The sequence below is a fragment of the Micromonospora wenchangensis genome (genome assembly GCF_002210435.1).
GTDB classification, from domain to species: Bacteria; Actinomycetota; Actinomycetes; order Mycobacteriales; family Micromonosporaceae; genus Micromonospora; species Micromonospora wenchangensis.
In genome coordinates this window covers 1-23,130 of sequence record NZ_MZMV01000006.1, presented here as the reverse complement: position 1 = coordinate 23,130, position 23,130 = coordinate 1, and the positions used below count along the sequence as shown (strand labels likewise).

Annotated in this window: 23 protein-coding genes; 10 read left to right on the top strand and 13 right to left on the bottom strand. The window is 74.5% G+C overall.

Features of this window, described 5'->3' with window-relative positions:
* Positions 1 to 89 precede the first annotated feature (89 nt).
* Positions 90 to 1,118 (top strand): hypothetical protein, encoded by a 1,029-nt coding sequence (locus B5D80_RS04815; RefSeq protein ID WP_088642542.1) that lies wholly within the window; start codon positions 90 to 92, stop codon positions 1,116 to 1,118.
* 134 nt (positions 1,119 to 1,252) lie between these two features.
* On the opposite strand, the gene B5D80_RS04810 is transcribed toward B5D80_RS04815, so the two are convergent.
* From B5D80_RS04810 to B5D80_RS04800, 3 genes are read right to left on the bottom strand one after another with little or no spacing between them, the layout of a single operon-like run.
* Entirely contained in the window at positions 1,253 to 1,717 is a 465-nt protein-coding gene (locus B5D80_RS04810) for a hypothetical protein (protein WP_088642678.1), read from the bottom strand.
* A gap of 5 nt (positions 1,718 to 1,722) precedes the next feature.
* Positions 1,723 to 2,367: an RNA polymerase sigma factor gene (locus B5D80_RS04805; protein WP_088642541.1), complete on the bottom strand. Its 645-nt coding sequence runs from the start codon at positions 2,365 to 2,367 to the stop codon at positions 1,723 to 1,725.
* Positions 2,364 to 3,677 carry a S8 family peptidase gene (locus B5D80_RS04800; protein ID WP_245854247.1) on the bottom strand — a complete coding sequence of 438 codons (1,314 nt, stop codon included), beginning with the start codon at positions 3,675 to 3,677 and terminating at the stop codon, positions 2,364 to 2,366. Before B5D80_RS04800 ends, B5D80_RS04805 begins: the two co-directional genes overlap by 4 nt.
* Before the next feature lie 188 nt (positions 3,678 to 3,865).
* Between B5D80_RS04800 and B5D80_RS04795 the strand changes: the two genes are divergently transcribed.
* Positions 3,866 to 6,478 (top strand): CHAT domain-containing protein, encoded by a 2,613-nt coding sequence (locus tag B5D80_RS04795; RefSeq protein ID WP_088642539.1) that lies wholly within the window; start codon positions 3,866 to 3,868, stop codon positions 6,476 to 6,478.
* A 30-nt stretch (positions 6,479 to 6,508) separates the two neighbouring features.
* On the opposite strand, the gene B5D80_RS04790 is transcribed toward B5D80_RS04795, so the two are convergent.
* Positions 6,509 to 7,291, bottom strand: coding sequence for an inositol monophosphatase family protein (locus tag B5D80_RS04790; protein WP_088642538.1), 783 nt, complete (start codon positions 7,289 to 7,291; stop codon positions 6,509 to 6,511).
* Between the two features lie 171 nt (positions 7,292 to 7,462).
* On the opposite strand from B5D80_RS04790, the gene B5D80_RS04785 reads away from it, so the two are divergent.
* Complete coding sequence (locus B5D80_RS04785) at positions 7,463 to 9,163, top strand: aminotransferase class V-fold PLP-dependent enzyme (protein WP_088642677.1); 1,701 nt, start codon at positions 7,463 to 7,465, stop codon at positions 9,161 to 9,163.
* Between the two features lie 51 nt (positions 9,164 to 9,214).
* On the opposite strand, the gene B5D80_RS04780 is transcribed toward B5D80_RS04785, so the two are convergent.
* The 7 genes from B5D80_RS04780 to B5D80_RS04750 all read right to left on the bottom strand — a co-directional run bounded on the left by B5D80_RS04780 (position 9,215) and on the right by B5D80_RS04750 (position 16,258).
* Complete coding sequence (locus tag B5D80_RS04780; RefSeq protein WP_088642537.1) at positions 9,215 to 9,805, bottom strand: hypothetical protein; 591 nt, start codon at positions 9,803 to 9,805, stop codon at positions 9,215 to 9,217.
* Complete coding sequence (locus B5D80_RS04775) at positions 9,802 to 11,208, bottom strand: hypothetical protein (RefSeq protein WP_245854246.1); 1,407 nt, start codon at positions 11,206 to 11,208, stop codon at positions 9,802 to 9,804. Before B5D80_RS04775 ends, B5D80_RS04780 begins: the two co-directional genes overlap by 4 nt.
* Positions 11,205 to 12,005, bottom strand: a complete 801-nt coding sequence (locus tag B5D80_RS04770) for an ABC transporter ATP-binding protein (RefSeq protein WP_088642536.1) — start codon at positions 12,003 to 12,005, stop codon at positions 11,205 to 11,207. Before B5D80_RS04770 ends, B5D80_RS04775 begins: the two co-directional genes overlap by 4 nt.
* Positions 12,006 to 12,084: 79 nt before the next feature.
* Positions 12,085 to 12,888, bottom strand: coding sequence for a cupin domain-containing protein (locus B5D80_RS04765; RefSeq protein ID WP_088642535.1), 804 nt, complete (start codon positions 12,886 to 12,888; stop codon positions 12,085 to 12,087).
* Positions 12,885 to 13,442: an RNA polymerase sigma factor gene (locus B5D80_RS04760; protein ID WP_088642534.1), complete on the bottom strand. Its 558-nt coding sequence runs from the start codon at positions 13,440 to 13,442 to the stop codon at positions 12,885 to 12,887. Before B5D80_RS04760 ends, B5D80_RS04765 begins: the two co-directional genes overlap by 4 nt.
* Before the next feature lie 162 nt (positions 13,443 to 13,604).
* Positions 13,605 to 15,455, bottom strand: a complete 1,851-nt coding sequence (locus B5D80_RS04755; protein WP_245854244.1) for a putative bifunctional diguanylate cyclase/phosphodiesterase — start codon at positions 15,453 to 15,455, stop codon at positions 13,605 to 13,607.
* Positions 15,452 to 16,258 (bottom strand): SAM-dependent methyltransferase, encoded by an 807-nt coding sequence (locus B5D80_RS04750; RefSeq protein WP_088642533.1) that lies wholly within the window; start codon positions 16,256 to 16,258, stop codon positions 15,452 to 15,454. Before B5D80_RS04750 ends, B5D80_RS04755 begins: the two co-directional genes overlap by 4 nt.
* Positions 16,259 to 16,595: 337 nt before the next feature.
* On the opposite strand from B5D80_RS04750, the gene B5D80_RS04745 reads away from it, so the two are divergent.
* The 3 genes from B5D80_RS04745 (at position 16,596) to B5D80_RS33625 (ending at position 18,331) form a co-directional block, all read left to right on the top strand.
* Positions 16,596 to 17,699, top strand: a complete 1,104-nt coding sequence (locus B5D80_RS04745) for a sporulation protein (RefSeq protein ID WP_088642532.1) — start codon at positions 16,596 to 16,598, stop codon at positions 17,697 to 17,699.
* 104 nt (positions 17,700 to 17,803) lie between these two features.
* Complete coding sequence (locus tag B5D80_RS04740) at positions 17,804 to 18,025, top strand: hypothetical protein (protein ID WP_088642531.1); 222 nt, start codon at positions 17,804 to 17,806, stop codon at positions 18,023 to 18,025.
* Positions 18,026 to 18,160: 135 nt separating this feature from the next.
* Positions 18,161 to 18,331, top strand: coding sequence for a hypothetical protein (locus B5D80_RS33625; protein ID WP_168222526.1), 171 nt, complete (start codon positions 18,161 to 18,163; stop codon positions 18,329 to 18,331).
* Positions 18,332 to 18,455: 124 nt separating this feature from the next.
* On the opposite strand, the gene sigJ is transcribed toward B5D80_RS33625, so the two are convergent.
* Positions 18,456 to 19,400, bottom strand: coding sequence for an RNA polymerase sigma factor SigJ (sigJ, locus tag B5D80_RS04735; RefSeq protein ID WP_211291399.1), 945 nt, complete (start codon positions 19,398 to 19,400; stop codon positions 18,456 to 18,458).
* A gap of 221 nt (positions 19,401 to 19,621) precedes the next feature.
* Here sigJ and B5D80_RS04730 point away from each other — a divergent pair, with 221 nt between their 5' ends.
* The 3 genes from B5D80_RS04730 (at position 19,622) to B5D80_RS04715 (ending at position 21,431) form a co-directional block, all read left to right on the top strand.
* Complete coding sequence (locus tag B5D80_RS04730; RefSeq protein ID WP_088642530.1) at positions 19,622 to 19,924, top strand: antibiotic biosynthesis monooxygenase family protein; 303 nt, start codon at positions 19,622 to 19,624, stop codon at positions 19,922 to 19,924.
* A 296-nt stretch (positions 19,925 to 20,220) separates the two neighbouring features.
* Entirely contained in the window at positions 20,221 to 20,988 is a 768-nt protein-coding gene (locus B5D80_RS04720) for a hypothetical protein (RefSeq protein WP_088642528.1), read from the top strand.
* An 80-nt stretch (positions 20,989 to 21,068) separates the two neighbouring features.
* The gene (locus tag B5D80_RS04715; protein WP_088642527.1) at positions 21,069 to 21,431 is read left to right on the top strand and encodes a hypothetical protein; all 363 of its coding nucleotides are present in this window, start codon (positions 21,069 to 21,071) and stop codon (positions 21,429 to 21,431) included.
* A gap of 51 nt (positions 21,432 to 21,482) precedes the next feature.
* Here B5D80_RS04715 and B5D80_RS32795 read toward each other — a convergent pair whose 3' ends face one another.
* On the bottom strand, positions 21,483 to 22,160 hold the full coding sequence (locus B5D80_RS32795) for a hypothetical protein (protein ID WP_144081581.1): 678 nt from the start codon (positions 22,158 to 22,160) through the stop codon (positions 21,483 to 21,485).
* A gap of 129 nt (positions 22,161 to 22,289) precedes the next feature.
* Here B5D80_RS32795 and B5D80_RS04700 point away from each other — a divergent pair, with 129 nt between their 5' ends.
* Positions 22,290 to 22,919 (top strand): DUF4291 domain-containing protein, encoded by a 630-nt coding sequence (locus B5D80_RS04700; RefSeq protein ID WP_088642673.1) that lies wholly within the window; start codon positions 22,290 to 22,292, stop codon positions 22,917 to 22,919.
* The last annotated feature ends 211 nt before the right edge of the window (positions 22,920 to 23,130 follow it).

Sequence of the window (23,130 nt, the reverse complement as noted above, 5' to 3'; positions counted from 1 at the left end):
GTTCACAGCTCTTCAACGACGTCATCGCGTCGACACGGCATCGCAACACGCCGGACTCGGCGTCCCCCGCCGATGGGAGAAAACCTGTCATGGGCAAGGTAGGAAAGCGCGTCCGCCGCTCGACGCTGGCCGTCCTCACGGGCGCGGCGCTGGCCGGACTGCTGGCGGTCACCGCCGCCGCCGCGGCACCCGGCGAGGCACCGCAGGGCAAGGCCGCCGCGGCGGCCCGCACCGACGTCTACATGAAGGACGTCGCCGCCGACACCGGCATCCAGCCACACTCGTACGGCCCGTTGTGGGCCAGCCCCGACATCAAGGTCTGCCCGACCGCGGTGGAGTGCGCCGTCAGCCAGAACCCGATCGTCGGGGTCACCAACTATCTGTTCCTGAAGGTGCGCAACAACGGGCCGTACGGCTCGGGCATCGACAACGGGGTGCTGCGCGTCTACCGGACGACTCCGGGCGGCGGCGCCACCTGGCCGACGCACTGGACCCAGATCGGCGCGGTGAGCGTGCCCGTCTACCCGGGGGTCACCACGGTGACGATCCCGTGGACCGGGGTGCCCGGACCTGGCCACTTCTGCCTGCTGGCGCGCTGGGTCTCGCCCACCGACCCGATGACCTTCGAGGGCCCGAGCACCAGCGTCAACACCCAGTACAACAACAACATCGTCTGGCGCAACGTCGACTCGGTCCGGCTCGTCGCGGGCGGGCCGCGGGTCGTCCGGCCGTTCGCCATCGGCAACGTGACCGCTGCGGAGACCAAGAACGACCTGGTCTTCACCCAGCCGGCCGAGCAGGCCCGGGGCGCCCGGGTCTTCGTCGACCTCGGCCCGACCCTGTTCGAGCGCTGGCAGGCCACCGGCAAGGTCGGCACGGGGGTCCGGCAGGTCGGCAAGACCGAACTGGAGATCGTCGAACCGACGAAGGCCAGCATCAGCGGGCTGCTGCTGAAGCCCGGTGAGCGCATCGAGTTCTCGCTGGCCTTCTCGGCCGACACCGCCCTGGCCAAGGAGACCGCGCTCAACGTGACCCAGTTCGGTCCCGACGCCGACGGCACCGAGCGGGCCGACCTCGGCGGGGTGCAGTACCTGCTGGCGGACGAGCAGCGAGGGTAACGCCACCACCTCCGGGCGGGGGCGCGGGCCGGACGGCCCGCGCCCCCGTCGTCGTCGCGGGCCACGACCGGGCACCGGACAGGACGGCACGGCGGGCATCACGCCGAAGGCGGTGCGCCGCCACCGGGTCGCCGTCAGCGCAGCGAGACCCAGGCGGTGGACACCGCGTAACCGACGGTGCGCGCGCACAACTGGACCGGGCCCGGCGGTGGCACGCCCAGCGAGAAGAAGCCCACGGCGTCCACCGGCGCCTCGTCGTAGGTGCCGTCGGCCGTCCGGGCACTGACCCGACCGCCACCGGACGGGGATAGCTGGCCGACGATCCCGGCCTCGGTCACCTCGATCTCCACCAGCACCGACCCGGCCCGGAAGGACAGCGTCCGCGCGGACGCCGCGGAACGGGTCATGCCGGCCAGTTCGGCGTCGACCGCCGAGTCGAACGTCAGCTCGGCGACGGCCAGTTCCGCGTCGGCGGTACGCCAGGTGAACGCGGCCAGGGCCGCGCTCAGGTACGCCTCCGAGACCGGCCCGGTGTCCCACAGGGCCGCACCCAGCTCCGTCGTCAGCGCCTCGTCATCCACAGGTGGCCACGGCTCCATCCGGTTCACCCCCGTTTCGTACCGATGGTGGAAGCTCCGAGAAACTCGACGATCGCCGGGCACTCCCGCAGCCTACGCAGGCATCGTGCCTGGGTGGGGCCGATGCTGCCGACCGGCACGCCCAGCCGCTCGGCGACCTCCCGGTAGCTCATCGGCGGGTCGGCCGTCAACAGCGCCAGCAATGCCTGGCAGCGCGACGGGAGCTGCACGAAACCCGCACGCAACGCCTGCCGGCGCTCCGCGCGCAGCAACTCGTCGTCCGGGGCGGGGGCCATCGCGGCCAGCTCCCGGGAGAACCCGTGCTGGCTCTCGAGGGTCTGGTCGTACGGGTCGACGGGGTGGGACCGGCGGCTCACCCGGGACAGCCGGTAGCACTCCCGGCGGGTCGTGGTGGCCAGCCAGCCCGGTAGCGCCTCGGGCTCGCGTACCCGGCCCAACTGCTCCACCAGGCGCAGCCAGACGGTCTGGTTGACGTCGGCGGCGTCGGACCGGCTGAGGTCGTAGGCGCGGATGACCGCGTACACGATCGGGGTGTACCGGCGGACCAGCTCGGCCCAGGCCGACTCGTCCCCGCCGGCGGCGGCGGACAGCAGGCTGGTCGCGCTGGCACCGGTCGCCGGGTCACCGCCCGGGGCGTCGACGCGGCTCATCCGACGAGGACCCCGTAGTCGGGATGCCAACGGGGGGCGGCGAGCAGGCTCGTGCGCGCCGCGTCCGCGCTGAGGCCCCCGGCGGTCATCAGGGCGGCGAGCCGCCCGGAGACGTGTGCGGTGGCGAACGAGGTGCCGGCCCAGACGGCGAACCCGTGGAACTGCAGTGTCGGCCTGCCGGGCAGCGGGAGCTGCCCCTCGACGTAGGTGCTGTGCCGCTCGCCGACGGCGCAGGCGTCCACCCAGGGCCCGTAGCAGCTGTCGGCCGCCGGCACCGGGCCGCCGGTCGTCTGGCTGACCGCCGCGACCGCCACCACCCGGTCCAGCGCGGCCGGCCAGAGCGGGCGGCTGGTACCGGCGTTGCCGGCCGCCGCGACCACGGCGCTCGTCGCCGGCAGCGCCGCCACCGCGTTGGCCAGTGGCAGCGACGGCTGGTCGTCCAGGGTGTAGCCGCCCAGCGAGAGGTTGAACACGGCGACCTGCGGCGCGAGCCGACTCAGGGCGGCCACCACCGTCGACTCGTCGCCCACCCCGGTCGGGTCGAGGGCCAGTTCCGGGTCGACGCGGACGCCCGGGGCGGCCTGCCGCACCACCCCCGCGACGAAGGTGCCGTGCCCGCCCTGCGGGGCCAGCACGTCGGTGTGGACGTAGAGCGGGTCCTCGTCGTCGACCTGCGGCACGTACGCGCCGCCGAGCCACTGCGGGTGGCACGCGCCGGCCTGCTGCCAGATCCCGGTGTCGCAGATGCCGACGGTGACACCGGCGCCCTCACCGAGCCGGGTCGGGTCGGGGGGCGGCAGCGCCGCGGCGGAGCGGGGCGGGGTGCCCGGGTTGCCCATGATGTTGCCCAGCCCCAGCAGCACGTGGTGGGGCTGCACGGCCGGCACCGGTTGGCCGGGCCACTGTTGGGGATCGCGCAGTTTTCGCACGACGCCGGGGATGTCGGTCTCCCGGTCGAACAGCAGCCGGGTGACACCGGCGAATCCGGTGCCGACGGTGACCGGATAATCGTGGGCGCGCAGCCAGGTGGCGACCCGTTTGGCGTCGGCGTCGGCGGCCAGCAGTTGCCGGGGTCGGTAGAGGATCTCCCGGCCGGTGGCGGTGTACCGGCGTACGTTCTGGTCGGCGGCCAGCGCGGCTTCGAACGCTCTCTGGTAGGCGGTGGCGTCCGCGTCGCCGGCGGCGGCCGGGGCCGGACGCGGCACGACACCGAACGGTGCCGCCACGGCCAGCGCGGACAGCGCCAGGACCCGCCGTCGGGACAGCCGGCCGCCCGGACCCGGCACGGTGGGGTGGTCAGACGGCGGCACGGATCCTCCATGCTGGTGAAAGAAGCGTGCCCACCGAAGGCGGGCGCGGCGAATTCCCCGACCGCCAATTATTCCGGACCATCGCCGGTTGTCAATTAGGGGCAACCGAGCAGGACACCCATTGACGACATTCCCGCGATGGATTCTCGACGTTGACTCGCGGCTGTTCGTCGTGGACTCTCTAGGGCATGCCCGACAGCACCGGTTGCGGTGCCGCGGCGGCCCAGGCGGCGCTCGACGCCGTCCAGCGATACCCACCCGAGGCGATCAGCATCGCCCAGCGGGTGCTCGCCAGCCAGACCGCCGACGACGACGAGCGCTCCACCGCCGAGCGGGCCATCGGGCTGGCCCTGCGCGAACTCAACGACCTGCCCGGCGCGCTGCGCCACCTGCGCCGCGCGGTACGGGTGTCCGGCACCCCACGGACCCGGGCGCTGGCCCGGATGAGCCTCGGGTACGTGCTGGCCAACGCCGGTCGTACCGCTGCCGCGCTGCGGGCGGTGACCGCCGCGCTGCCCCAGCTCACCGGTGCCGACGCCGGCCGGGCCCGGATGCAGCGGGGGGTGGTGCTGCACTACCGCGGCCGCTACGCCGAGGCGGTGCGCGACTACGGCATCGCCATCGACATCGCCCAACGCGAGAACGATCCGCTGCTGGAGGCGCGCGCCCGCAACAACCGGGGGTTGCTCAACGCGCACCGGGGTTCCTCCGGTGGCCCCGGCGACGACCTCTCCCGGGCGGCGGCGGTCTTCCACCGCCTGGGGCTCGACCTCGCCGCGGCCGACGCCAGGTGGAACAGCGGCATCGCCGCCGGGCAACGCGGCGAGATCGCCGTCGCGCTGCGCTGCTTCGCCGACGTCGACGAGGAGTACCGGCGGCTCGCCGTCCCGCGACCGGCGCTGCTGCTGGACCGGTTCGAGCTGCTGCTGTCGGTGCCGCTGCTCGACGAGGCGGTCGCGGTGGCCGCCGCCGCGGTACGTGAGCTGCACCGCCGGGGCATGGCCTCGGACCTCGCCGAGGCGCTGCTGGCCCAGGCCCGGGCCGCGTTGCTCGCCGACGACCTGGACACCGCGACCGCGGCCGCCGCGCAGGCCCGGGTCAGGTTCCGGCGGCAGGGTCGCCGCACCTGGGCCGCCTTCGCCAGGCACGTCGAACTGCGCGCGGAGTTCCGTCGGGGCACCCGGACGGCGGCCCTGCTCACCGCGATGGTGCGGACGGCCGACGAACTCGACGCCACCGGCTGGCCGGGCCCGGCGCTGACCACCCGTCTCGAAGCCGGCCTGTTGGCCGCCGCCTCGGGTCGCGTCGACCGGGCCGTGGCCCTGCTCGACGTGGCCGCGCAGGCCCGCCGTCGGGGCACCGCCTCCCGCCGCGCCCAGGGCTGGTACGCGCTGGCCCGCTCGCGGCGACTCACCGGTGACGACGCCGGGGCGGCCCGCGCGCTGCGCCGGGGGCTGGCCGTGCTGGACCGGCACCGCACGTCGCTCGGCGCCACGGAGCTGCGGGCCCACAGCGGCACGTACGGTCGGGAACTGGCCGCCGAGGGGCTCGACATCGCGGTGCGGGCCGGCTCCCCGGCCCGGACCCTGGCCTGGGCCGAACGCTGGCGGGCCAACACCCTGCGGATGCGTCCGGCGCTGCCCCCGGACGACCCGGACCTGTTCGCGGCGCTCACCGAACTGCGGCTCGTCAGCAGCCTGCTGGAGGACGAGGTGCTGGCGGGCCGGCCGGCGCACGCCCTGCGTGGTCGGCAGGCGCGGCTGGAGCAGCGCATCCGGGACCTGGCCCGCCGGGTGCCCGGTCAGACCGGTGTGGTGAACCCGCCCGGGGTGGGCGTGCTCGCCGGGCGGCTCGGTGCCCGGGTGCTGGTCGAGCTGGTCGCCCACGGTGACCGGCTCCGGGCGGTGCTGGTCCGCGACGGCCGGGCCAGCCTGCACGACCTCGGCCCGCTCGCCGAGGCGGTGCACCTGACCCGGTGGCACCGGTTCGCCCTGCGCCGGCTGGTCACCACCGGAGACACGGCGACCGCGCGGGCCGGGGCCGGGTACGCCGCCGCCGCGCTGGACCGTCAGCTCTTCGATCCGTTGCGCCGGCACCTCGGCGACCGTCCCCTGGTGATCGTGCCGGTCGGGGCCCTGCACGCGGTGGCCTGGTCGGGGCTGCCGACCTGCGCCGGGCGCGCCGTGACGGTCGCCCCGTCGGCCACGGCCTGGCTGCGGGCGGACGGCGGGGAACCCTCGGCCGGGCCGTCGGTGCTGGCCTGCGGGCCGCGCCTGCCGGCGGGTCAGGCCGAGGTGGGTCGGCTCGCGCAGGTGCTGCCGGGGGCGACCCTGCTCACCGGCGCGGACGCCACCGCCGACGCGTTGACCGCGGCGTTGGACGGGGCCGGCCTGGTCCACATCGCCGCCCACGGCACCTTCCGCGCCGACAATCCGCAGTTCTCCACCCTGGAGCTGGCCGACGGGCCGCTGTTCGCCTACGAGTGGGAGCGGGTCGCCCGTCCGCCCGGCTGCGTGGTGCTGTCCGCGTGCGACTCGGGGCTGACCGGGGTCCGCCCCGGTGACGAGGTCATGGGCTTCACCGCCGTGCTACTCGGCCTGGGGGCGCGGTGTCTGGTCGCCACCGTGCTGCCGGTGCCGGCCGACCCCACCACCGCGCTGATGCTCGACCTGCACCGACGGATGCGGGCGGGACTCCGCCCGGCGCAGGCGCTCGCCGACGCCCAGCGGGCCTTCGTCGCCTCCGGTGACGGCACCGCCGGGGCCACGGCGGCGGCGTTCGTCTGTCTCGGCGCCGGCTGACGCCCCGCCCACCACCGCGGCCGGCGCGGGTCAGCCCAGCGCGGCGACCCGGGGGCGCAGGTCGTCGATCAGCTCCGGCGGGGCGGCGAGCACCCGGCTGCCGCTCACCTCGACCGCGGCACCGGCCTCGACGGCGATCACCTGACCGGCCGCCCAGTCCCATCGGAACGTGCGGTCCTCGACGTAGGCGTCGCAGCGGCCCGCCGCGATCCAGGCCAGCGCCAGCGCCGTCGAGCCCAGCATCCGCACCCCGCGCACGTCGCCGGCCAGGTCGGTGACCACGGCCGCCTGCACCCGGCGGTGGGCGACGTCGTAGGCGTAGCCGGCGGCGAGGACGACCTCGCCGAGGGTGACGCCGGCACGTCGGGTCAGCGGCGTGCCGTTCAGCACCGCGCCGCCGCCCCGGACGCCGCAGAACGTCTCGTCGTGGACCGGGTCGTGGACCACCCCGACGACGGGCCGCCACCCGTCGGGGGTCTGCTGCTCGCAGGCGACGCTGACGCACCAGAACGGTATCCCCGAGACGTAGTTGACGGTGCCGTCGAGGGGGTCGAGGACCCAGCGCAGCCCGGAGTCGCCGACGTGGTCGCTGCCCTCCTCGGCGAGGATGCCGTCGCCGGGGCGGCGGGCGCGCAGCAGCTCGACGATGCGCGTCTCGCTGGCCCGGTCCGCCTCGCTGACCAGGTCGGTGGGGGCGGTCTTGTAGTCGACGCGGCCGTGGTCGCCGAAGCGCCGCAGCAGTTCCCGGCCGCCGAGGCGGGCCGCCTCCTCGGCGACCCGCCGGCAGTCGTCCAGCTCGGCACCGGTCGCCATTCGCGCTCTCCTCGGGTCGTCGGCAGGGCCGGTGGAGATCGTCGCACCCGCACGGGCGCGGGCACCAGGTGGATCCGGTCGGGCACACTGTGGACAGCGGTCGGGGAACCGACGCTCGCCGACACCCCGTCGACCCGCCCCGTCGCCATCGCCGTGGGGAGGCAGCGCGACATGGGTACGGTCGACACAGAGCGGCTGCTGGCGCGGATCCGCGACGGGGTCATCGGCGAGGGCGAGGTGCTGGACGGCCCGTACGGGCCCCGCCGGATCACCTACGCCGACTACACCGCCTCCGGTCGGGCGCTGGACTTCGTGGAGGACACCGTCCGGGACTGGGTGCTCCCCCGCTACGCCAACACCCACACCGAGAGTTCCGCCACCGGCCGGGCGACGGGGCGGCTGCGGGAGGACGCCCGGCGGACGATCCTCGACGCCGTCGGCGGCAGCGACGAGCATGCGGTGATCTTCTGCGGTGCGGGGGCCACGGGGGCGGTCGACAAGCTGGTGGGCGTCCTCGAACTGCGGCTGCCCGACGGGCCGGCGCGCCGCCACGGCCTGCTGGACGGCGTCCCCCCACGGCAGCGCCCGGTGGTCTTCGTGGGCCCCTACGAGCACCACTCCAACGAGCTGCCGTGGCGGGAGACGTACGCCGACGTGGTCGTCATTGGCGCGGACGCCGACGGGCACATCGACCGGGACGAGCTGGCCGAGCGGTTGGTCCGGTACGCGGACCGCCCACTGCGGGTGGGTAGTTTCTCCGCCGCCTCGAACGTCACCGGCATCCTGTCCGACACCGACGCGATCGCGTCGTTGCTGCACGCCCACGGGGCGCTGTCGTGCTGGGACTACGCGGCCGCCGGCCCGTACGTGCCGATCCGGATGGGCGAGTCGACGCCGGGCGCGGCGGACGGCAAGGACGCGGTGTTCCTGTCCCCGCACAAGTTCGTCGGCGGTCCGCAGACCCCCGGGGTGCTGGTGGTGCGCCGGGATCTGATGCGCAACCGGGTCCCGGTGGTGCCCGGTGGCGGCACCGTGGCGTTCGTCGACCCGGTGGGGCACCGGTATCTCGACGATCCGGTGGCCCGCGAGGAGGGTGGCACGCCGGCGATCGTCGAGTCGATCCGGGCGGGCCTGGTGTTCGCCCTCAAGCAGTCCGTCGGCACCGACGTCATCGCCGAGCGTGAGGAGCGGCTGTGGTCGCGGGCGCTGCGCCGCTGGTCGACGAACCCGGGGATCGTGGTCCTGGGCAACCCCCGGGCGCGGCGGCTGCCGATCGTGTCGGTGCAGATCCGCCACGGTGCCCGCCACCTGCACCACAACTTCGTCGTGGCGCTGCTCAACGACCTGTTCGGCATCCAGGCCCGTGGTGGGTGCTCCTGCGCGGGCCCGTACGGGCACCGCCTGCTCGGCATCGACGAGGAGCGTTCCCGGGCGTTCCGGGTGGAGATCGCCCGGGGGTGTGAGGGGATCAAGCCGGGGTGGACCCGGATCACGTTCGGCTACTTCCTGTCCGACCAGGTCGCCGACTTTCTGGTCGACGCCGTCGACCTGGTCGCCCGGCAGGGGCACCGGCTGCTGGCCGACTACCGCTTCGACGCCCGCACCGGCCTGTGGCGGCACCACCGGGGGCCGGGGCGGTCGCTGCGCCTGGCCGACCTGGCCCGGCTGGTGGCCGGCGGGGAGCAGCCGACGCCCCGGCGACGCCGGGCCGGGGAGGACGCCCTGCCCGGCTACCTGAGCGAGGCGCGGGAGATCCTGGCCGGCCGCCGGGACCAGGTCGACGAGGGGCCCACCGGCCTGCCGGCCGGCGTGGAGGCGCTGCGCTGGTTCCACCTCCCGTCGGCCTGCACCGCCGCCGCGTCGTCGCGCTGACCGGGGGACGCGCCGCCCCGTCCCCCGGCCGGGCGGCGGTACCTGTCCCCGCTACTCCGCCGGGTCCGTGCGGGCCGGGCCGGCGATCGCGTAGGCGACCAGCCCTCCGAGGGCGAACGCCGCCGCCGTCACCGTGGCGGCCCGGCTGTCGGTCGGCTGGCCCTGCCAGGTGGCGACCGCTCCCCAGGTGCCGCCCTGCGGGTAGAGGGCCGCGATGGTGGTCCAGCCCACCGGCAGGAACCAGGACCGGGCGGCGCCGACCACGCTCGTGCACAGCGCGGTCAGGCCGAGCAGCCCGGTGGCGTCGCGGACCACCAGCGCGGCCGGCCCGAACCGGGCTCCGGTGTGCAGCGTGGCGAGCAGCACCGCCAGGACGATCACGCCGCCGGCGAGCAGGTGCCCGCCGCGTCGCCAGGACCAGCGCAGGGACGCCGTGCGGTCCAGGTTCGCGTCCGGGCCGGCGAGGGTGGGTGCGAGCGCCGCGACCATCAGCAGGACGGTCAGCACGACCACCAGCGGGGTGGCGTCCCGGTCCTTGGCGAAGGCCAGGTAGAGCGCCCAGATCACCGCCGCGCCGCCGACCGCCGCGGCCAGGGCCAGGGGGACCCGGCGTGAGCGCAGGTAGAGCAGCGTCCCGGTCACCTGGCGCTCCGGGACAGCAGCCCCTCGGTGTCCCGGCAGGCCCGCACGGCGTCGCGGACGGCCGTGACCCGGGCCACCGCCTCCGCCTCGGGCAGTGCCCGCAGGCCCTGCCACAGGGTCTTCGCCCCGGTGGTGATCGCCGGGTCCTCCTCGATCATGCCGGGGACCAGCCCCACGTCCGAACGCGGCTCGCGGCCCATGAGCCAGTACGCCGCCGCCCGTTCGACCGTCTCGTTGCGGTTGCGGCAGTCGTAGTCGTACGGGACGCCCAGTCCTTTGACGACTTCGAGGAACACGACGTCGGGGTGGGCGAGCCGGCCCCGCTTGTCGATCCGGACCTCGACCGTGACGACCCCGTCCGGGGCGGCCGGCTGCTCCCGGCGGTACCCGATCGTGCGGGTGTCCTCGTGCACGACGGTCGGCGCGTCCGGCAGTTTCGCCAGCGCCGTGAGGCCCTGCCGGGCCGGCGGGGTGATCGTGTCGAGCACGTTGGCGTGGACCCGGCTGACGCACACCGTCGGGGTGTCGCGGGTGCAGACCAGTTCCCGGGCGACCGGGTCGACCGGCCAGGTGAGCACGTCCCGGTCGTTGGGCAGGATCGCCGTGGCCACCCCGACGCCGAGCAGCACCGGCAGCACCGCCGTCACCCGCAGCCGCCAGCCGTCGGCGACGAACAGCAGCAGGCCGGTGACGGCGAGCGTGATCATCGAGATCGCCAGCGCGGCGCTGACCCGGTTGTCGATCGTCTGGTAGTCGTGGAACCCGCCGGAGCCGTGCGCCGGGGAGATCGCCGCGGCCAGCCGCTCCGGGGTCGAGATGGTGGCGAAGAAGACCAGCAGCACGCCGCCCACCGCCAGCGCCGGGGCGGTCACCAGGGCGGGCAGCAGCCGCCCGATGCCCAGTCCGAGCCATGCCGCGGCGACCAGGGACAGCGCGCCGACCGCGGTGACGACGACGAAGTTCAGCAGCGGCAGGTACGAGGCGGTGGTGACGATCCAGGCGATGCCCGCCGCGGTCACCACCAGGTAGGCGACCGCGAGGGTGAGGGCCATCGTGCCGAGCACCGGCAGCATCCGGGCGGTGCGGGGCCGGGCGGTGGTGGCGAACAGTTCGCCGACCTTCGCCCGGTGTTCCCGGCGGCCCTGCCAGGCGCCGGCCGCGAGGGCGAGCGGCCACAGCAGGAGCAGGTACTCCCGGATGGCCAGGGCCAGGGCCATCCAGCCGGTCGACCAGCGGCCGGTCGCCACGTACAGCGCCCCGACCCCGACCACCACCGTGATCAACGCGGCGCCGAGCGCGGCGGAGCGGCGCAGTTCGATCCCCATGACGCCCACGCGGGCACCCCGCTTCCCCTCGGGCCGCCGGGCGGCGGCAGTGTGCACCTCGACGGTTCGCCCGCTCATCGGGTGGCCTCCGCGCGGTGCTGACGCAGCAGCGCGGAGTAGCCCCGCTCGGCCGGGCTGTCACCGGCGTGGCCCGCGTCGCCCTGCGCGGCGAGCACCTCGGGCGTGCCCCGCCACACCAGGCGGCCCTCGTTGACCAGGACGACGTCGGTGCAGGCCGCCACCACGTCCTCGACCAGGTGGGTGGAGACCAGCACGCAGGTGTCGGTGCCGAGGTCGCGCAGCAGCTCCCGGAAGTCGAGCCGCTGTTCCGGGTCGAGGCCGACGGTCGGCTCGTCGAGCAGCAGGAGCCGCGGGTCGTTGACGATGGCCTGGGCGATGCCGGCCCGGCGCAGCATGCCGCCGGAGAGCGTTTTCATCCGGGCGTCGGCCTTGCTGGTGAGCCCGACCCGGTCGATGGCCCGCTGCACCGCCGCGGCGACGCCCGCCCTGGGCATCTCCTTGAGCCAGGCCAGGTAGCCGACGAACTCCCGCACGGTGAACCGTGGGTAGTAGCCGAAGTGCTGCGGCAGGTAGCCCAGGGAGCGGCGGACCGCCCGCAGCTCGGAGCGACCGTCGACGGGGTGTCCGAGCAGTGTCAGCCGGCCGCCGGCCGGGGACACGACGGTCGCCAGGGCGCGCATCAGCGTGGTCTTGCCCGCGCCGTTGGGGCCGAGCAGCCCGTGCACACCGGTGGGCAGGGCCAGGTCGAGGCCGTTGACGGCGAGGTGCCGGCCGGCCCGGACCTGGAGGCCCTCGGCGTGGATCGCCCAGGGATGGGTGGTGGTGGTCGTTTCGACCGCGCTCACCGCACGCATCGTCGCTGTCTCCTTCGATAATTGCCAGGGCAGGGTGGCGGTCCGGCCGGGTGGCCGTACCGCGAGGTCGGGGTGGGGCTCAGTCGCGGTGGGAGAGCCGCCGGAATCCGTCGACCCGGAGCAGGGCCACGACGGTCAGGACTGCGGTGACCAGGGCCCAGGTGCGGGCGCTGTCCGCCGACAGCACCACCGGCATCCGGGCGGCGGCGAGGCTGGGGGCGATCACCGCGAGCGTCCAGGCCGTGATGAGGCCGTACGCGGCGCGGCGTACGCCGACGAGGGTGCCCAGCAGCAGGGTGGCGGCGGTGAACGCCAGGCAGGGCAGCAGCAGCAACGCCAACGACGCCCCGGTCCCGGCGCCGACCACGGCGAGCGCGGGGATGACGAACGCCAGCACCGCCGCCGTGCGCCGCAGCAGCATCGTCAGGCCGGCGGCGGGGGTGGCCGCGACCAGTTCCCAGGCCGGGTCGGCCCGACGGTGCCAGGCGACCGCCACGCCGGGCAGCGGCGCCAGGGGTGCGATCAGCAGCACCACCGAGGGGAGGCCGACCCACAGCGCGCCGAGCAGCGCGGCACAGCCGAGCACCGTCACCGTCATGGCCAGCCAGGGCAACAGGGTGCCGACGAACCAGCGGTGCCGGGCCAGCGACCAGGACCGGCTGCGGCGGGCCGGGACCGGGGTGGCCGCGATCTCCCGGTCCAGCACCGTCGCGACCAGGTCGATCACTGCCCGGCTCTCCGCCGTGGTGCTGCCCGCCAGGCGGGCACGGCAGTCGGCGCAGTCTTCGAGGTGCACCTCGATCGCCCAGACGCTGGCCTCGTCGAGACCGGGGTCGCCGGTGGCGTAACGGTCGATCTGGGTGAGGCTGGGGTGGGTGGTCATGACAGCGCCTCCCGTAGGGCGACCCGGGCCCGGCGGACGCGGGACTTCACCGTGTTCTCCGGTACGCCGAGCAGCACCGACGCCTCGCGCGCCGAGAGCCCGTCGAGGACCGTGGCCCGCAGGGCGGCCCGGACGCCGGGCGGCAGGGTGAGCAGGGCCTGCTCCAGTTCCTGGCCGATCCGGGCGGCCATCACCTCGTCCTCCGCGGCGGGGGCGGTGTTCGGCATCAGCGCGACCTGCGGCACCTGGCTGCGGCGGGCGCGGCGGCGGAACGCGTCGACCAGCCGGTGGGCGGCGATGGTCCACAGCCAGCCCACGGCGCTGCCTTGCGCCTCGCCGCCGGAGCCCGCCCGGGTGCCGGCGAAGCTGCCCGCCGCCCGCCAGACCGCCAGGTAGGTGTCCTGGAGCACCTCGGCCACCACGTCCGGGTCGGCGCAGCGGCGACGCAGGCGCACCTCCAACCACGGGGCAGTACGCCGGTAGAGCTCGTCGAACGCCTGGCGGTCGCCCCGGGCGACGCGGCGTACGAGTTCACCCTCGTCGTCTGCTTCCATGTCTGTCCTCACACCTGGTAAGACGACGGCCGCACCGGATCGGGTCCCCAATTGGCGTGACCGGCGTCACATCTTTGCCGGATCGGGCTCCACCCATCCTGACGCACCCGCCCGGGGCGGGTCGGTGGGCCGCCGGGCGGCCGTATGCCGCGTCGGTGCAGGTCAGCGCTGCTGGGCCGGGAACGCCGGCAGGGCGGTGTCCCGGGACACCGGGTCACGGTCGCGCTGCGCGACGATGCTGGCGGTGATCTCGTCGGGCGGCACCGGACGGCCGAAGTGCCAACCCTGCCCGTTGTCGCAGCCGGTGGCGGCGAGCCGGTGGGCCTGCTGGGCGGTTTCGATGCCCTCGGCGGTGACGACCAGGCCGAGCCGGTGCCCGAGGGACACGACGGTACGCAGGAAGTCGTCGTCCGTGCCGGGGCGGCGGGCCCCCGGCTGCCGGACCGGCTGCGCCGCCGGACGGGTCAGGCTGGCGTCGAGCTTGAGACCGTGCAGCGGGAGGGAGCGGAGGTTGGCCAGGTTCGCGTAGCCGATGCCGAAGTCGTCGATGACGATCCGGACGCCGAGGGCCATCAGCGCCGCCAGGGACTCGGTCACCACACCGGTCAGGTCGATCACGGCCTGTTCGGTGACCTCCAGCTGGAGCAGGTGGGGCGGCAGGCCCGTCCGGTCGAGGATCTGCGCCACCTCCCCGGCCAGACCGTTGCGGCGGAGCTGACGTACCGACACGTTCACGCTGACGTACAGCCCGGGTTGGATCCGCTGCCACCGGCTGGCCTGCCGGCACGCCTGCTCCAGCAGGTGGCGGCCGAGCGCCACCACGAGACCGGTGTGTTCGGCGAGGTCGATGAACCGGGCGGCGGTCAGCAGACCGAGCTGGGGGTGCCGCCAGCGGGCGAGGGCCTCCACGCCGGCCAGCCGCCCGGAGCGCAGCGCGGCGATGGGTTGGTAGGCGGCGGTGAACTCGCCCCGGTGCAGCGCCGCCGGCATGGCCGCCGACAGCCGGTAGCGCGCCGCGTCGGCGGCGCTGCGGTCCTGGTCGAACCGGCGCAGGGTGCCCTTCCCGTCGGCCTTGGCCCAGTGCAGCGCGATCTCGCTGTCCCGCATGAGGGTGGCGCCGTCGTCGGCGACGGCCCCCTCGGCCACTCCCGCGCTCGCCGTCAGGGGCACCTCGGTGCCGTTGACGCGGAACGGGGCGGCGAGCGTGGCCAGGGCCCGGTCGGCGATCTTGATGGCGTCCTCGGCGCAGGTGGTGCCGCGGACCAGGATCGCGAACCGGTCGCTGTCCAGCCGGGCCACCAGGCCGATCCGCGGGTCGGTGAGGGCGGCGAGGCGGTGGGCGATCTCGCGGAGCAGAAGGTCACCCACCCGGTGTCCGAGGACGTCGTTGACCGCCGCGAAGTCGTCGACGTCGAGGCAGCAGACCCCGACCCGGTCGACCGGCACGGCGGCGGAACAGAGCCGTCCCAGTTCCTCGGTGAACCGGGTCAGGTTGGGCAGACCGGTCAACTGGTCGTGGGTGGCGAAGCGGCGGAACCGGGCCTCGCTGACCCGTAACGCCTCCTCGGCCTGGGTGCGGGCGTCCAGCGCAGCCAGCCGGACCGCGTCCTGTTCCCGCAGGCTGCGGTCGTGCGCGGCGGACGCGAAGCCCGCCGCGAGATCCGCCAGCAGGCCGTTGAGCCGGGTGGCGCGGGTGGGGTCGGCGGCCACGCCCAGCGCGGCGGGCAGTCGCGCGCCGATGACCGCGATCGTCCCGCCGAGCGCCTCCGGCGAGCCGAAGCCGGCTGCCACCAGGTCGGTGCCGATCCGCTGGCCGTCGCCGGGCCGTACCGGGTCGGTGAGGACGGCGGTGACCAGCCGTTCGGCCAGCGCGCTGACGATCCGGTGCCGCTGCTCGGCGGTGATCGGCACGTAGTGGGCCCGGTGCAGGGCGGTGGCCCACGCCGTGACGAACTCCTCGACGCCCGGCCGGTGCCGGTCGTCGATTCCGTCGGCGTCGGGCCGATCGTTCACCTGCGGCGTCCGACTCCGACGTAGAAGCTCATCCGCTCCGGGTGGTCGCCGACCTCGGCCGGCGACTCGGGACGCCACAGCGGTGACCACACCACGCCGGGCTCCACCAGGTCGAGACCGGCGAAGAGGTCCTCCACCTGGGCGCGGGTGCGGGCGGTGACAGGCGTGTTGGTCCGGCCGCTGAGCCGGGTGCCCTCGCCCATCTCGTCCGGTCGGCTGTCGGTGGTGACGTGGCTGATCGCCACGCAACTGCCGGGGGCCAGGGCCGTCCACAGCCGCTTGATCAGGCCGTACGGGTCGTCGTGGTCGGGGACCGCGTGCACCACCGAGACGAGCAGCAGACCGACGGGCCGGTCGAGGTCGAGCAGCCGGCGGGTCTCCGGGTGCTCCAGGATCGCCTCCGGGTGGCGGAGGTCTTCGAGCAGGGCGACCGCGTTGGGCTGACCGGCGAGGATGTGCGTGCTGTGCGTCACCGCCACCGGATCGATGTCCACGTAGACCACCCGGGCGTCCGGGTCGACCTGCTGGGCGATCTCGTGCACGTTGCCGACGGTGGGGATGCCGGAGCCGATGTCGAGGAACTGCCGGACGCCCTGGTCGAGCATGAACCGCACCGCGCGGTGCAGGAACTCCCGGTTCGCCCGGGCGACCAGCCGGAGATCGGGCACCGCGGCCATCGCCTGGCGGGCGAACTCCCGGTCGACCTCGAAGTTGTGCGAGCCGCCGAGCCAGTAGTCGTAGGCTCGCGCCACGCTCGGCCGGCTGAGATCGACATCCGCTGGTGCCCACTCCGGCCGTTCCATCGTCGCCCTTCCCACCACCGCAGTGACGTGACCGCCGCCACTATAGTCGGATATCTTCCACTTCCGTACCGCGATCACGATGCGGCACCACGGCGTCGGCCGCGACCGTCCGTCCACACGGTACAGACATCGACCGCCACGCGCCCGGATCGGGTCGGGAGGCGACGGACGGTGGCGGTCCCCGTCCACTCAGCCACCGTTCAGGTTGCGTTGGTAGCTTCCGGCCGCAGCGGCTTCCACAGTGGATGCCGCTGAAGTCGTTGCCGGGCAATGGTTTCGTGCACGCCGCGTCGGGTCCGTGCCAGCACGGGCCCGACGGCCGTCGAGGGAGAGGTTCGTGGTGTTCAAGAAGATGCTGGGTGCGTTCGGGGTGGGCGGCCCCAGCGTCGATACGGTCCTGTCCAATCCGAGCACCCGACCGGGGCTGACGCTCGCCGGGCAGGTGAACCTGACCGGCGGCAGCCACGACGTGGAGATCGACCAGATCACCGTCGGCCTGGTCACCCGGGTGGAGATGGAGGGCGCGGAGGAGGAGTACGACGCATTCGTGGAGTTCCACCGGGTGCCGGTCGCCGGTGGCCTGTTCCTGCGCGAGGGGCAGCAGCTCAGTCTGCCGTTCCAGGTGGCGGTGCCGTGGGAGACGCCGGTGACCGAGCTGAACGGTCAGCACCTGCCCGGCATGACGATGGGTCTGCGTACCGAGGTGGCCGTGCGGGGCGCGGTCGACAAGGGCGACCTCGACCCGGTGTACGTGCACCCGCTGCCCGCCCAGGAGCGCGTGCTGGAGGCGTTCGGCCGGCTCGGCTTCACGGTGAAGGCGGCCGACCTCGAACGGGGCCACATCGCGGGGCTGCACCAGACGCTGCCGTTCTACCAGGAGATCGAGTACTACGCCGCGCCGCAGTACGCCCATGCCGTCACCGAGGTCGAGCTGACCTTCGTCGCCAACGAGCACGGCGTGGACGTCGTGCTGGAGTTGGACAAGCACGGTGGGCTGTTCACCGGTGGACACGACTCGTACGGCCGGCACCACGTCGCGCACGGCGACGCGCACGGCGACTGGACCGGGCAGGTCGACGGCTGGCTCCGGCAGGCCGTCGACGGCCGGCAGGGTCCGCACGCCGGTTACGGCTACGCCCCGCCCGCGCCGGCCTACGGGACGCCCGGCTATCCGCCGCCGCCCCCGCCGCCCGGCTACGGCGCGCCCGCCTACGGACAGCCCGGCTACGGACAGCCTGCTTACGGGCAGCCCGGATACGGGTACGCGGGGCACGGGCATCCCGGTGGGCACCACAAGGAGGGGCACCACGACCACGACGGGCCCGGCATGGGTTCGGTCGCCGCCGGTGTGGTCGGTGGCGCGGCTCTCGGCTTCGCCGGCGGCATGATCGCCGACGAGATCTTCGACGACGAGGACGAGGGCGGCGACGAGGACGCCTGATCCCCCGCCCGGTCCACTGTGGATCGGACGGCGCAGTCATGATCTAATTCGTGTAGTTCGTACGTATATGGTCGGAATTTCCGATCAAGAGTCAAGGAGTGTGCATGCCCGCAAGCGCCGACCTCACCAAGCTGGTCGACAAGGCATACCAGGACAAGACCCTCACCGAGATCGTCGACGCCCCGGTGTCCGCCCTCGCCGGGGTCAGCGACGGCGACGCCAAGCTGCTCAAGGAGGCCTTCGGCATCACCACCGTGGGCGACCTCGGCCGCAACCCGTACTTCCAGACCGCCAACGCCCTGGTCGCCCTCACCGGCACCAGGTGACCTCACCCGGTGGCCCGGGACTCCCCCGGGCCACCGGGCACCCGCCCGCGCCGACCACCGGCGGGCGGACCGCGACGACGCCGGCACGGCCGCTGCCGACAGGCGCGCCCGACCGTCCTGCCGGATAATTGTCCGATGACAAATCCTGACCTCGACCCGGACGTGTACCCACCCCTCGACCCCCGCGAGCCGGTGCCGGACGACGTCGGCGAACTTCTTCCCGACACGCCCGGCGAGCTGCCGGAGGCCCCGGTCGAGCCGATGCCCGACGACGGCGATCCGGGAGGCGTGCCCGAGCCGGCCTGACGGCGGGCCCGTCCCGGCCGGCCGCACCACCGGGCACCGTCCGGTCACGCCCCGGTCGGCGCGGGTGACGGTCGAGGCGCTACACCGGTGACGCCACCGTTCCCCCGCCGGCCCGGGGCGTCGGTCAGCGGCCCCGACCGGCCGGAACGTGCCGCCACCGGGCGAGCTTGCGGGGGTTGCGGACCACCCACAGGTGCCCGACCCGGCCGGTGCCGGTCGCGGCGAGCGCGAGCACGGCGAGGACACGGCCGAGCCGGTCGGTGGCGACCAGCCCCGGCTCCCCGTTGACGGACGCCTCGTCGACCACCAGGTCGGGCTGCCGCTCCCACACGTCCAGCAGGAAACCGGCGATGGCCTGCGGCCCGTGCAGCGGTACGGCGGAAGCCGAGACGAGGCCGCCGCCGTCGGTGATCGCGGTGGCCTCCGGATCGAGCACGTCGACCAGAGCGGCGAGATCGCCGGTCTGCCAGGCGGACCGGAACGCCCGCACGACCGCGGCGTGCTCGGCCGGACCCACCGGGGTACGGCGCTGCTCACGGACCCGACGCCGGGCGGACGAGGCGAGTTGCCGGCACGCGGCAGGGGTACGGCCGACGATCCCGGCGATCTCGGGGTGGGTGAACCGGAACACGTCGTGCAGCACGAACGTGACCCGCTCGGCCGGGGTCATCGCCTCCAGTACCACCAGCAGGGCCATCGAGACGGAGTCGTCCAGGATCACCCGGTCGGCGGGGTCGACCACCGTCGAGGGTTCCTGACTGCTCCACCCGGTCGTCGGGAGGGGTTCGGGAAGCCACTCGCCGACGTACTGCTCCCTGCGGGCCCGCGCCGTCGTGAGCATGTCGAGCCCGATACGGCTGGCGGTCCTGATCAGCCAGGCGCGGGGGTTGGCGACGGCGTCGCGTTCCCCGTCGCTGAGCCGGTGCCAGCGGATGTAGGTCTCCTGCACCGCGTCCTCGGCGTCGGCGAGCGAACCGAGCAGGCGGTAGCTGAGCCCCAGGAGCACACCACGCTCCCGGGTCACCGGATCCGGCGACCCGGGGTGGCCCGGCACGGCGTCCTGCGGCACCTCTGCCCCTCCCCCGGGCCGGCGCAACGACCGCCGCGCGCCGCCCACCGCTATCGGATCACGTCCGGCCCGGCGGGCGCCGCCTGACAGTTCACCGACCCACGTCGTCTACCTCACAGAGCGGGCGGTCCCCGTCCGCTCACCCGGCAACTCCACGCGGCGTCGGGTGCGGCCCGCCGGGGCGGCACCGCGCGCGGGGAGCGCGAACAAAGGAGAAGACGATGTCCGACCCCGTCACGTTCGTCAACGTCATCGACGTCGACCCGTCCCGGCAGCAGGAGGTGATCGACCTGCTGGCCGAGGGCACCGAGAAGGTGGTGTCCCGGCGTCCGGGCTTCGTCTCGGTCACCCTGCTCGCCAGCCTCGACCGGACCCGCGTCGTCAACGTCGCGCGGTGGCGCAGCGCCGACGACGTCAGGGCCACCCAGGCCGACCCGGAGGCCGCCGAATACGCCCGGCGGACCGCCGCGCTCGCCCAGGCCAGCCCCGGTCTGTACACCGTCGTCGGCGAGTTCACCCCGTGACCCCGACGGCGGCGGGCCGGCCGGTGGCCGGCCGGTCGGTGGCCGGCCGGTCCCGGGGCCGGCGTGCGGCTGCCCCGACGGCCCGGCCGCTCCCGGCGTGCCGCCCGGTCGGGTAGTCGGTGCCGGTGGTGCCCGGCCGCAGGGGCCGGGCACCACCCGGCGGCGATCGCGCCCGTACGGCGGCAAGGCTGATCTGGTTCGAGCTGCCCGAGGACCTGATCGCCACCCTCGGCGTCAGCCGCTGACCGCACCGCGCCCGGCACCGACGGCCGGCGCACTACTGGGACACTGCACCCATGAGTCAGGGTGTGCCCGGTGTGGCGTCCGGCCGGTGGTGGGGCACGTTGCGGATCACTCTTGTCCTGCTGTGGCTGCTCGGGGCCGCGACGACGTGGTGGACCGCCCCGCGCCAGCAGGACCACGACCGGGCCGGGGCGGACGTGGCCGCGGGCCGGGTGGTCGCCTACCAGTGGGGTGACCGGTGGAAGGTGGATCGTTCCCCGCCCTGGTTCGGTTCTACCACCCTGTGGGCCTCCGGCCGCTACGGGCCGCTGTTCGCGTGGCGAACGCCCGACGGCCGGGTGCACTGGACGGACACCGACCGGTTCGGACAGGTGACCACCACCGGTGCCGTCGAGCAGGAACGCTACTCCGGACCCGGCGCCGTCGGCATCGCGCAGGAACTGCGGGCCGCCGGGCTCGAACACCGTGCCGGTGACCTGCACGGACCGGTGTCCGCCGTCGGCGGAGCCGGGGTCCTCCTCGCCGTCGGTGCCCTCGTCGTCGTGGTCGCCGGCCCGGCACCGGTCCGGGGCACCAGGTGGTACTGGTTCTGGTTGATCTTCCTCAGCCCGTACGGTCTCGGGCTGCTGCTCTGGACGGCCCGGGAGCGGCCGTGGTCACGGTCCGCGGCGGCGGTGGCCGTGCGGAACCCGACGGCCCCGCGGGACCGGGGCGTTCTCGGCTTCGGCCTCGGCATACTCGCGTCGGTTCTGCTCGGTGCCGTCCTGTTGGTCCTCCACGAAGCACTGGGTGACTGGTGGGTGCCGCGACCTGACGCCTAGCGGCACGCGGTCCCCCGCCCACCGGCCGGGTCGGGCCCGATCGGCCCTCGGGAGCGACCGGGGTGCGGCACAATGCGCCCATGACCTCTACCGGATCGTCACGGCTGTCGTTGTGGTCCACCGACTCGGTGCTGTCGATCGGTTCGCGGGGCTCGGTGCTGTCCATCGGCAGCGTCGGGTCGATCGCCTCCGTCGGCAGCGTCGGCTCCGCCGGATCGGTGCTGTCGATCGGGTCGGCGCTCTCGGTCGGGTCGGCCCTGGCGTGGCGGTCCCGCTGGTCGTTGCTGGCCGACCGTTCCTCGGGGGTCGCGATGGGTTCCCGCGCGAGCGCCCGCGCGTTGGCCGGTCCGTCGGCGACGGTGGCGGCCGTGGCGCTGGCCGCCTACGCCGGCTACCTCCTGACGCGCAGCCGCCGGCCGGACGACGGCAGCCGGGGACGGTGACGTCGTCCCGGACGGCGGGGCCGCGTCCACGCTGTCCGCTCCCGGGCCGGGTCAGCAGTTGCCGATCTCGTCGGTGCGCGTCACCGCCGCCGAGGTGAGCGGCTCGCCCGGCACGTCGGGCACCGGGTAGGGCGTTCCGTCGTGCGTCGTGAGTTCCCTGGCGTACGCGTCGCTGACGAGGAAGACGTGCAGTTCGAAGCGCTGTCCCGGCGACCTCTCGTCGCCGACGACGACCCGGTTGGCCCGCCAGTTGTGCGGGGTGGGGAAGCGCAGCGGCTGCTCGTAGAAGTAGCTCCCGCCGGCCGGGCGGACGAAGAGCACGGCGGTGCGGCCGGCCGGCGGCTCGTCCCCCGTGCCGAACACGTCCGAGCAGTTCGGCACGACCGTCGCGCTGGTGATCGCGAACCGCACCGTCGGCGTCCTGGTCACGGTCGGAGCGACCGTGGGGCGCGGCGTCCGGGTGGGAGGTGGGCTCGGTGTCGTCGATGCCGTGGGGGTGGCCGGTGGGGTCGGTGGGTCGGTCGGCTCCGGCGTCCCGGGTGGACCTGTCGTCGGTTCCGGCGGTGGGGTGGAGTTGGCCGCAGAATCGGAACCCGCCGGTGTCTCCTTGGCGGCGGTGAGGTACGCCGGCACCGCCGCGATGACACCCACGACCAGTGTGACCAGCGCGCCGAGCGCCACCACCTGCTCGGCGGGTTTCAGCGTCCGCCACCATCGCCGCATACGCACCCCTCCCGGGTCGACAGACACCTGCCTGCAGTGAACACCGCGCGGGCAACCCGGGCCCTCGTCCCGATGGGGTCGACGGGCGCGGAATCCGGGTGGACCGGTCGGGTCCTGATCGTCGAGGATCGGCGGGTGTCCGTTCCCGAACGCCAGATCCGTGCCCGCCACTCGGCCACGACCGTCACCGTGTACCAGGCGTACCCACCGGACATCGCGGTGCCGGCGGTGGCCGCCGGCCGTTTCGTGGCCCCGTTCAAACGGGAGCGGATGACGTGGATCAAGCCGTCGTTCCTGTGGATGATGTACCGCTGCGGCTGGGCCACGAAGCCCGGCCAGGAGCGCGTGCTGTCCATCGAGATCACGCGGGCGGGATTCGAGTGGGCGCTGGGCCGGGCCTGCCTGAGTCACTACGACCGTGACCTGCACGGCGACCGGGAGAACTGGTCACGGCAGTTGCGGGCCAGTCCGGTCCGGGTGCAGTGGGACCCGGAGCGTTCGCTGCGGCTGGCCGCGTTGCCGTACCGGTCGTTGCAGGTCGGGCTGTCCGGCGAGGCGGTCGACCGGTACGTCGACGACTGGATCGTCGCGGTCGAGGACGTCACCGCCACCGTCGGGCAGATCCGGGACCTGCTGCGCCGGGGTGACGAGCAGGCGGCGGCGGCGCGCCTGCCCGTCGAACACGTCTACCCACTTCCGGACGCGATCGCCGTGGGTCTCGCGGCCAGCCCCGCCGAGAATCCCGATCGGCGGCACCGGCCGTGACAGCGCATCCGCCGTCACCCTGAACGCGCCAGGTCACCGGCGCTGCGGCGGGTTCGGCCACCGCCGCACCGTGCGCCCCGGGTCCGGGGCGCACGGTGGACCCCAGGGTCACGTCCGGCTCAGGGCGGGAAGCCCGGTGGCCGGGGCCACTGCTCCGCCTCCGGGTCGGGTCGGTAGCCCGGTCGGGGTTGCCCGGTCGCCTGGCGTTCCG

What these genes read in the sequence shown, in the direction of transcription:
- B5D80_RS04815 (WP_088642542.1), top strand. Translation starts at nt 90, where the DNA reads ATGGGCAAGGTAGGAAAGCGCGTCCGCCGCTCGACGCTGGCCGTCCTC.
- B5D80_RS04810 (WP_088642678.1), bottom strand. Translation starts at nt 1,717, where the DNA reads ATGGAGCCGTGGCCACCTGTGGATGACGAGGCGCTGACGACGGAGCTG.
- B5D80_RS04805 (WP_088642541.1), bottom strand. Translation starts at nt 2,367, where the DNA reads ATGAGCCGCGTCGACGCCCCGGGCGGTGACCCGGCGACCGGTGCCAGC.
- B5D80_RS04795 (WP_088642539.1), top strand. Translation starts at nt 3,866, where the DNA reads ATGCCCGACAGCACCGGTTGCGGTGCCGCGGCGGCCCAGGCGGCGCTC.
- B5D80_RS04790 (WP_088642538.1), bottom strand. Translation starts at nt 7,291, where the DNA reads ATGGCGACCGGTGCCGAGCTGGACGACTGCCGGCGGGTCGCCGAGGAG.
- B5D80_RS04785 (WP_088642677.1), top strand. Translation starts at nt 7,463, where the DNA reads ATGGGTACGGTCGACACAGAGCGGCTGCTGGCGCGGATCCGCGACGGG.
- B5D80_RS04775 (WP_245854246.1), bottom strand. Translation starts at nt 11,208, where the DNA reads ATGAGCGGGCGAACCGTCGAGGTGCACACTGCCGCCGCCCGGCGGCCC.
- B5D80_RS04770 (WP_088642536.1), bottom strand. Translation starts at nt 12,005, where the DNA reads ATGCGTGCGGTGAGCGCGGTCGAAACGACCACCACCACCCATCCCTGG.
- B5D80_RS04765 (WP_088642535.1), bottom strand. Translation starts at nt 12,888, where the DNA reads ATGACCACCCACCCCAGCCTCACCCAGATCGACCGTTACGCCACCGGC.
- B5D80_RS04760 (WP_088642534.1), bottom strand. Translation starts at nt 13,442, where the DNA reads ATGGAAGCAGACGACGAGGGTGAACTCGTACGCCGCGTCGCCCGGGGC.
- B5D80_RS04750 (WP_088642533.1), bottom strand. Translation starts at nt 16,258, where the DNA reads ATGGAACGGCCGGAGTGGGCACCAGCGGATGTCGATCTCAGCCGGCCG.
- B5D80_RS04740 (WP_088642531.1), top strand. Translation starts at nt 17,804, where the DNA reads ATGCCCGCAAGCGCCGACCTCACCAAGCTGGTCGACAAGGCATACCAG.
- B5D80_RS33625 (WP_168222526.1), top strand. Translation starts at nt 18,161, where the DNA reads ATGACAAATCCTGACCTCGACCCGGACGTGTACCCACCCCTCGACCCC.
- B5D80_RS04730 (WP_088642530.1), top strand. Translation starts at nt 19,622, where the DNA reads ATGTCCGACCCCGTCACGTTCGTCAACGTCATCGACGTCGACCCGTCC.
- B5D80_RS04720 (WP_088642528.1), top strand. Translation starts at nt 20,221, where the DNA reads ATGAGTCAGGGTGTGCCCGGTGTGGCGTCCGGCCGGTGGTGGGGCACG.
- B5D80_RS04715 (WP_088642527.1), top strand. Translation starts at nt 21,069, where the DNA reads ATGACCTCTACCGGATCGTCACGGCTGTCGTTGTGGTCCACCGACTCG.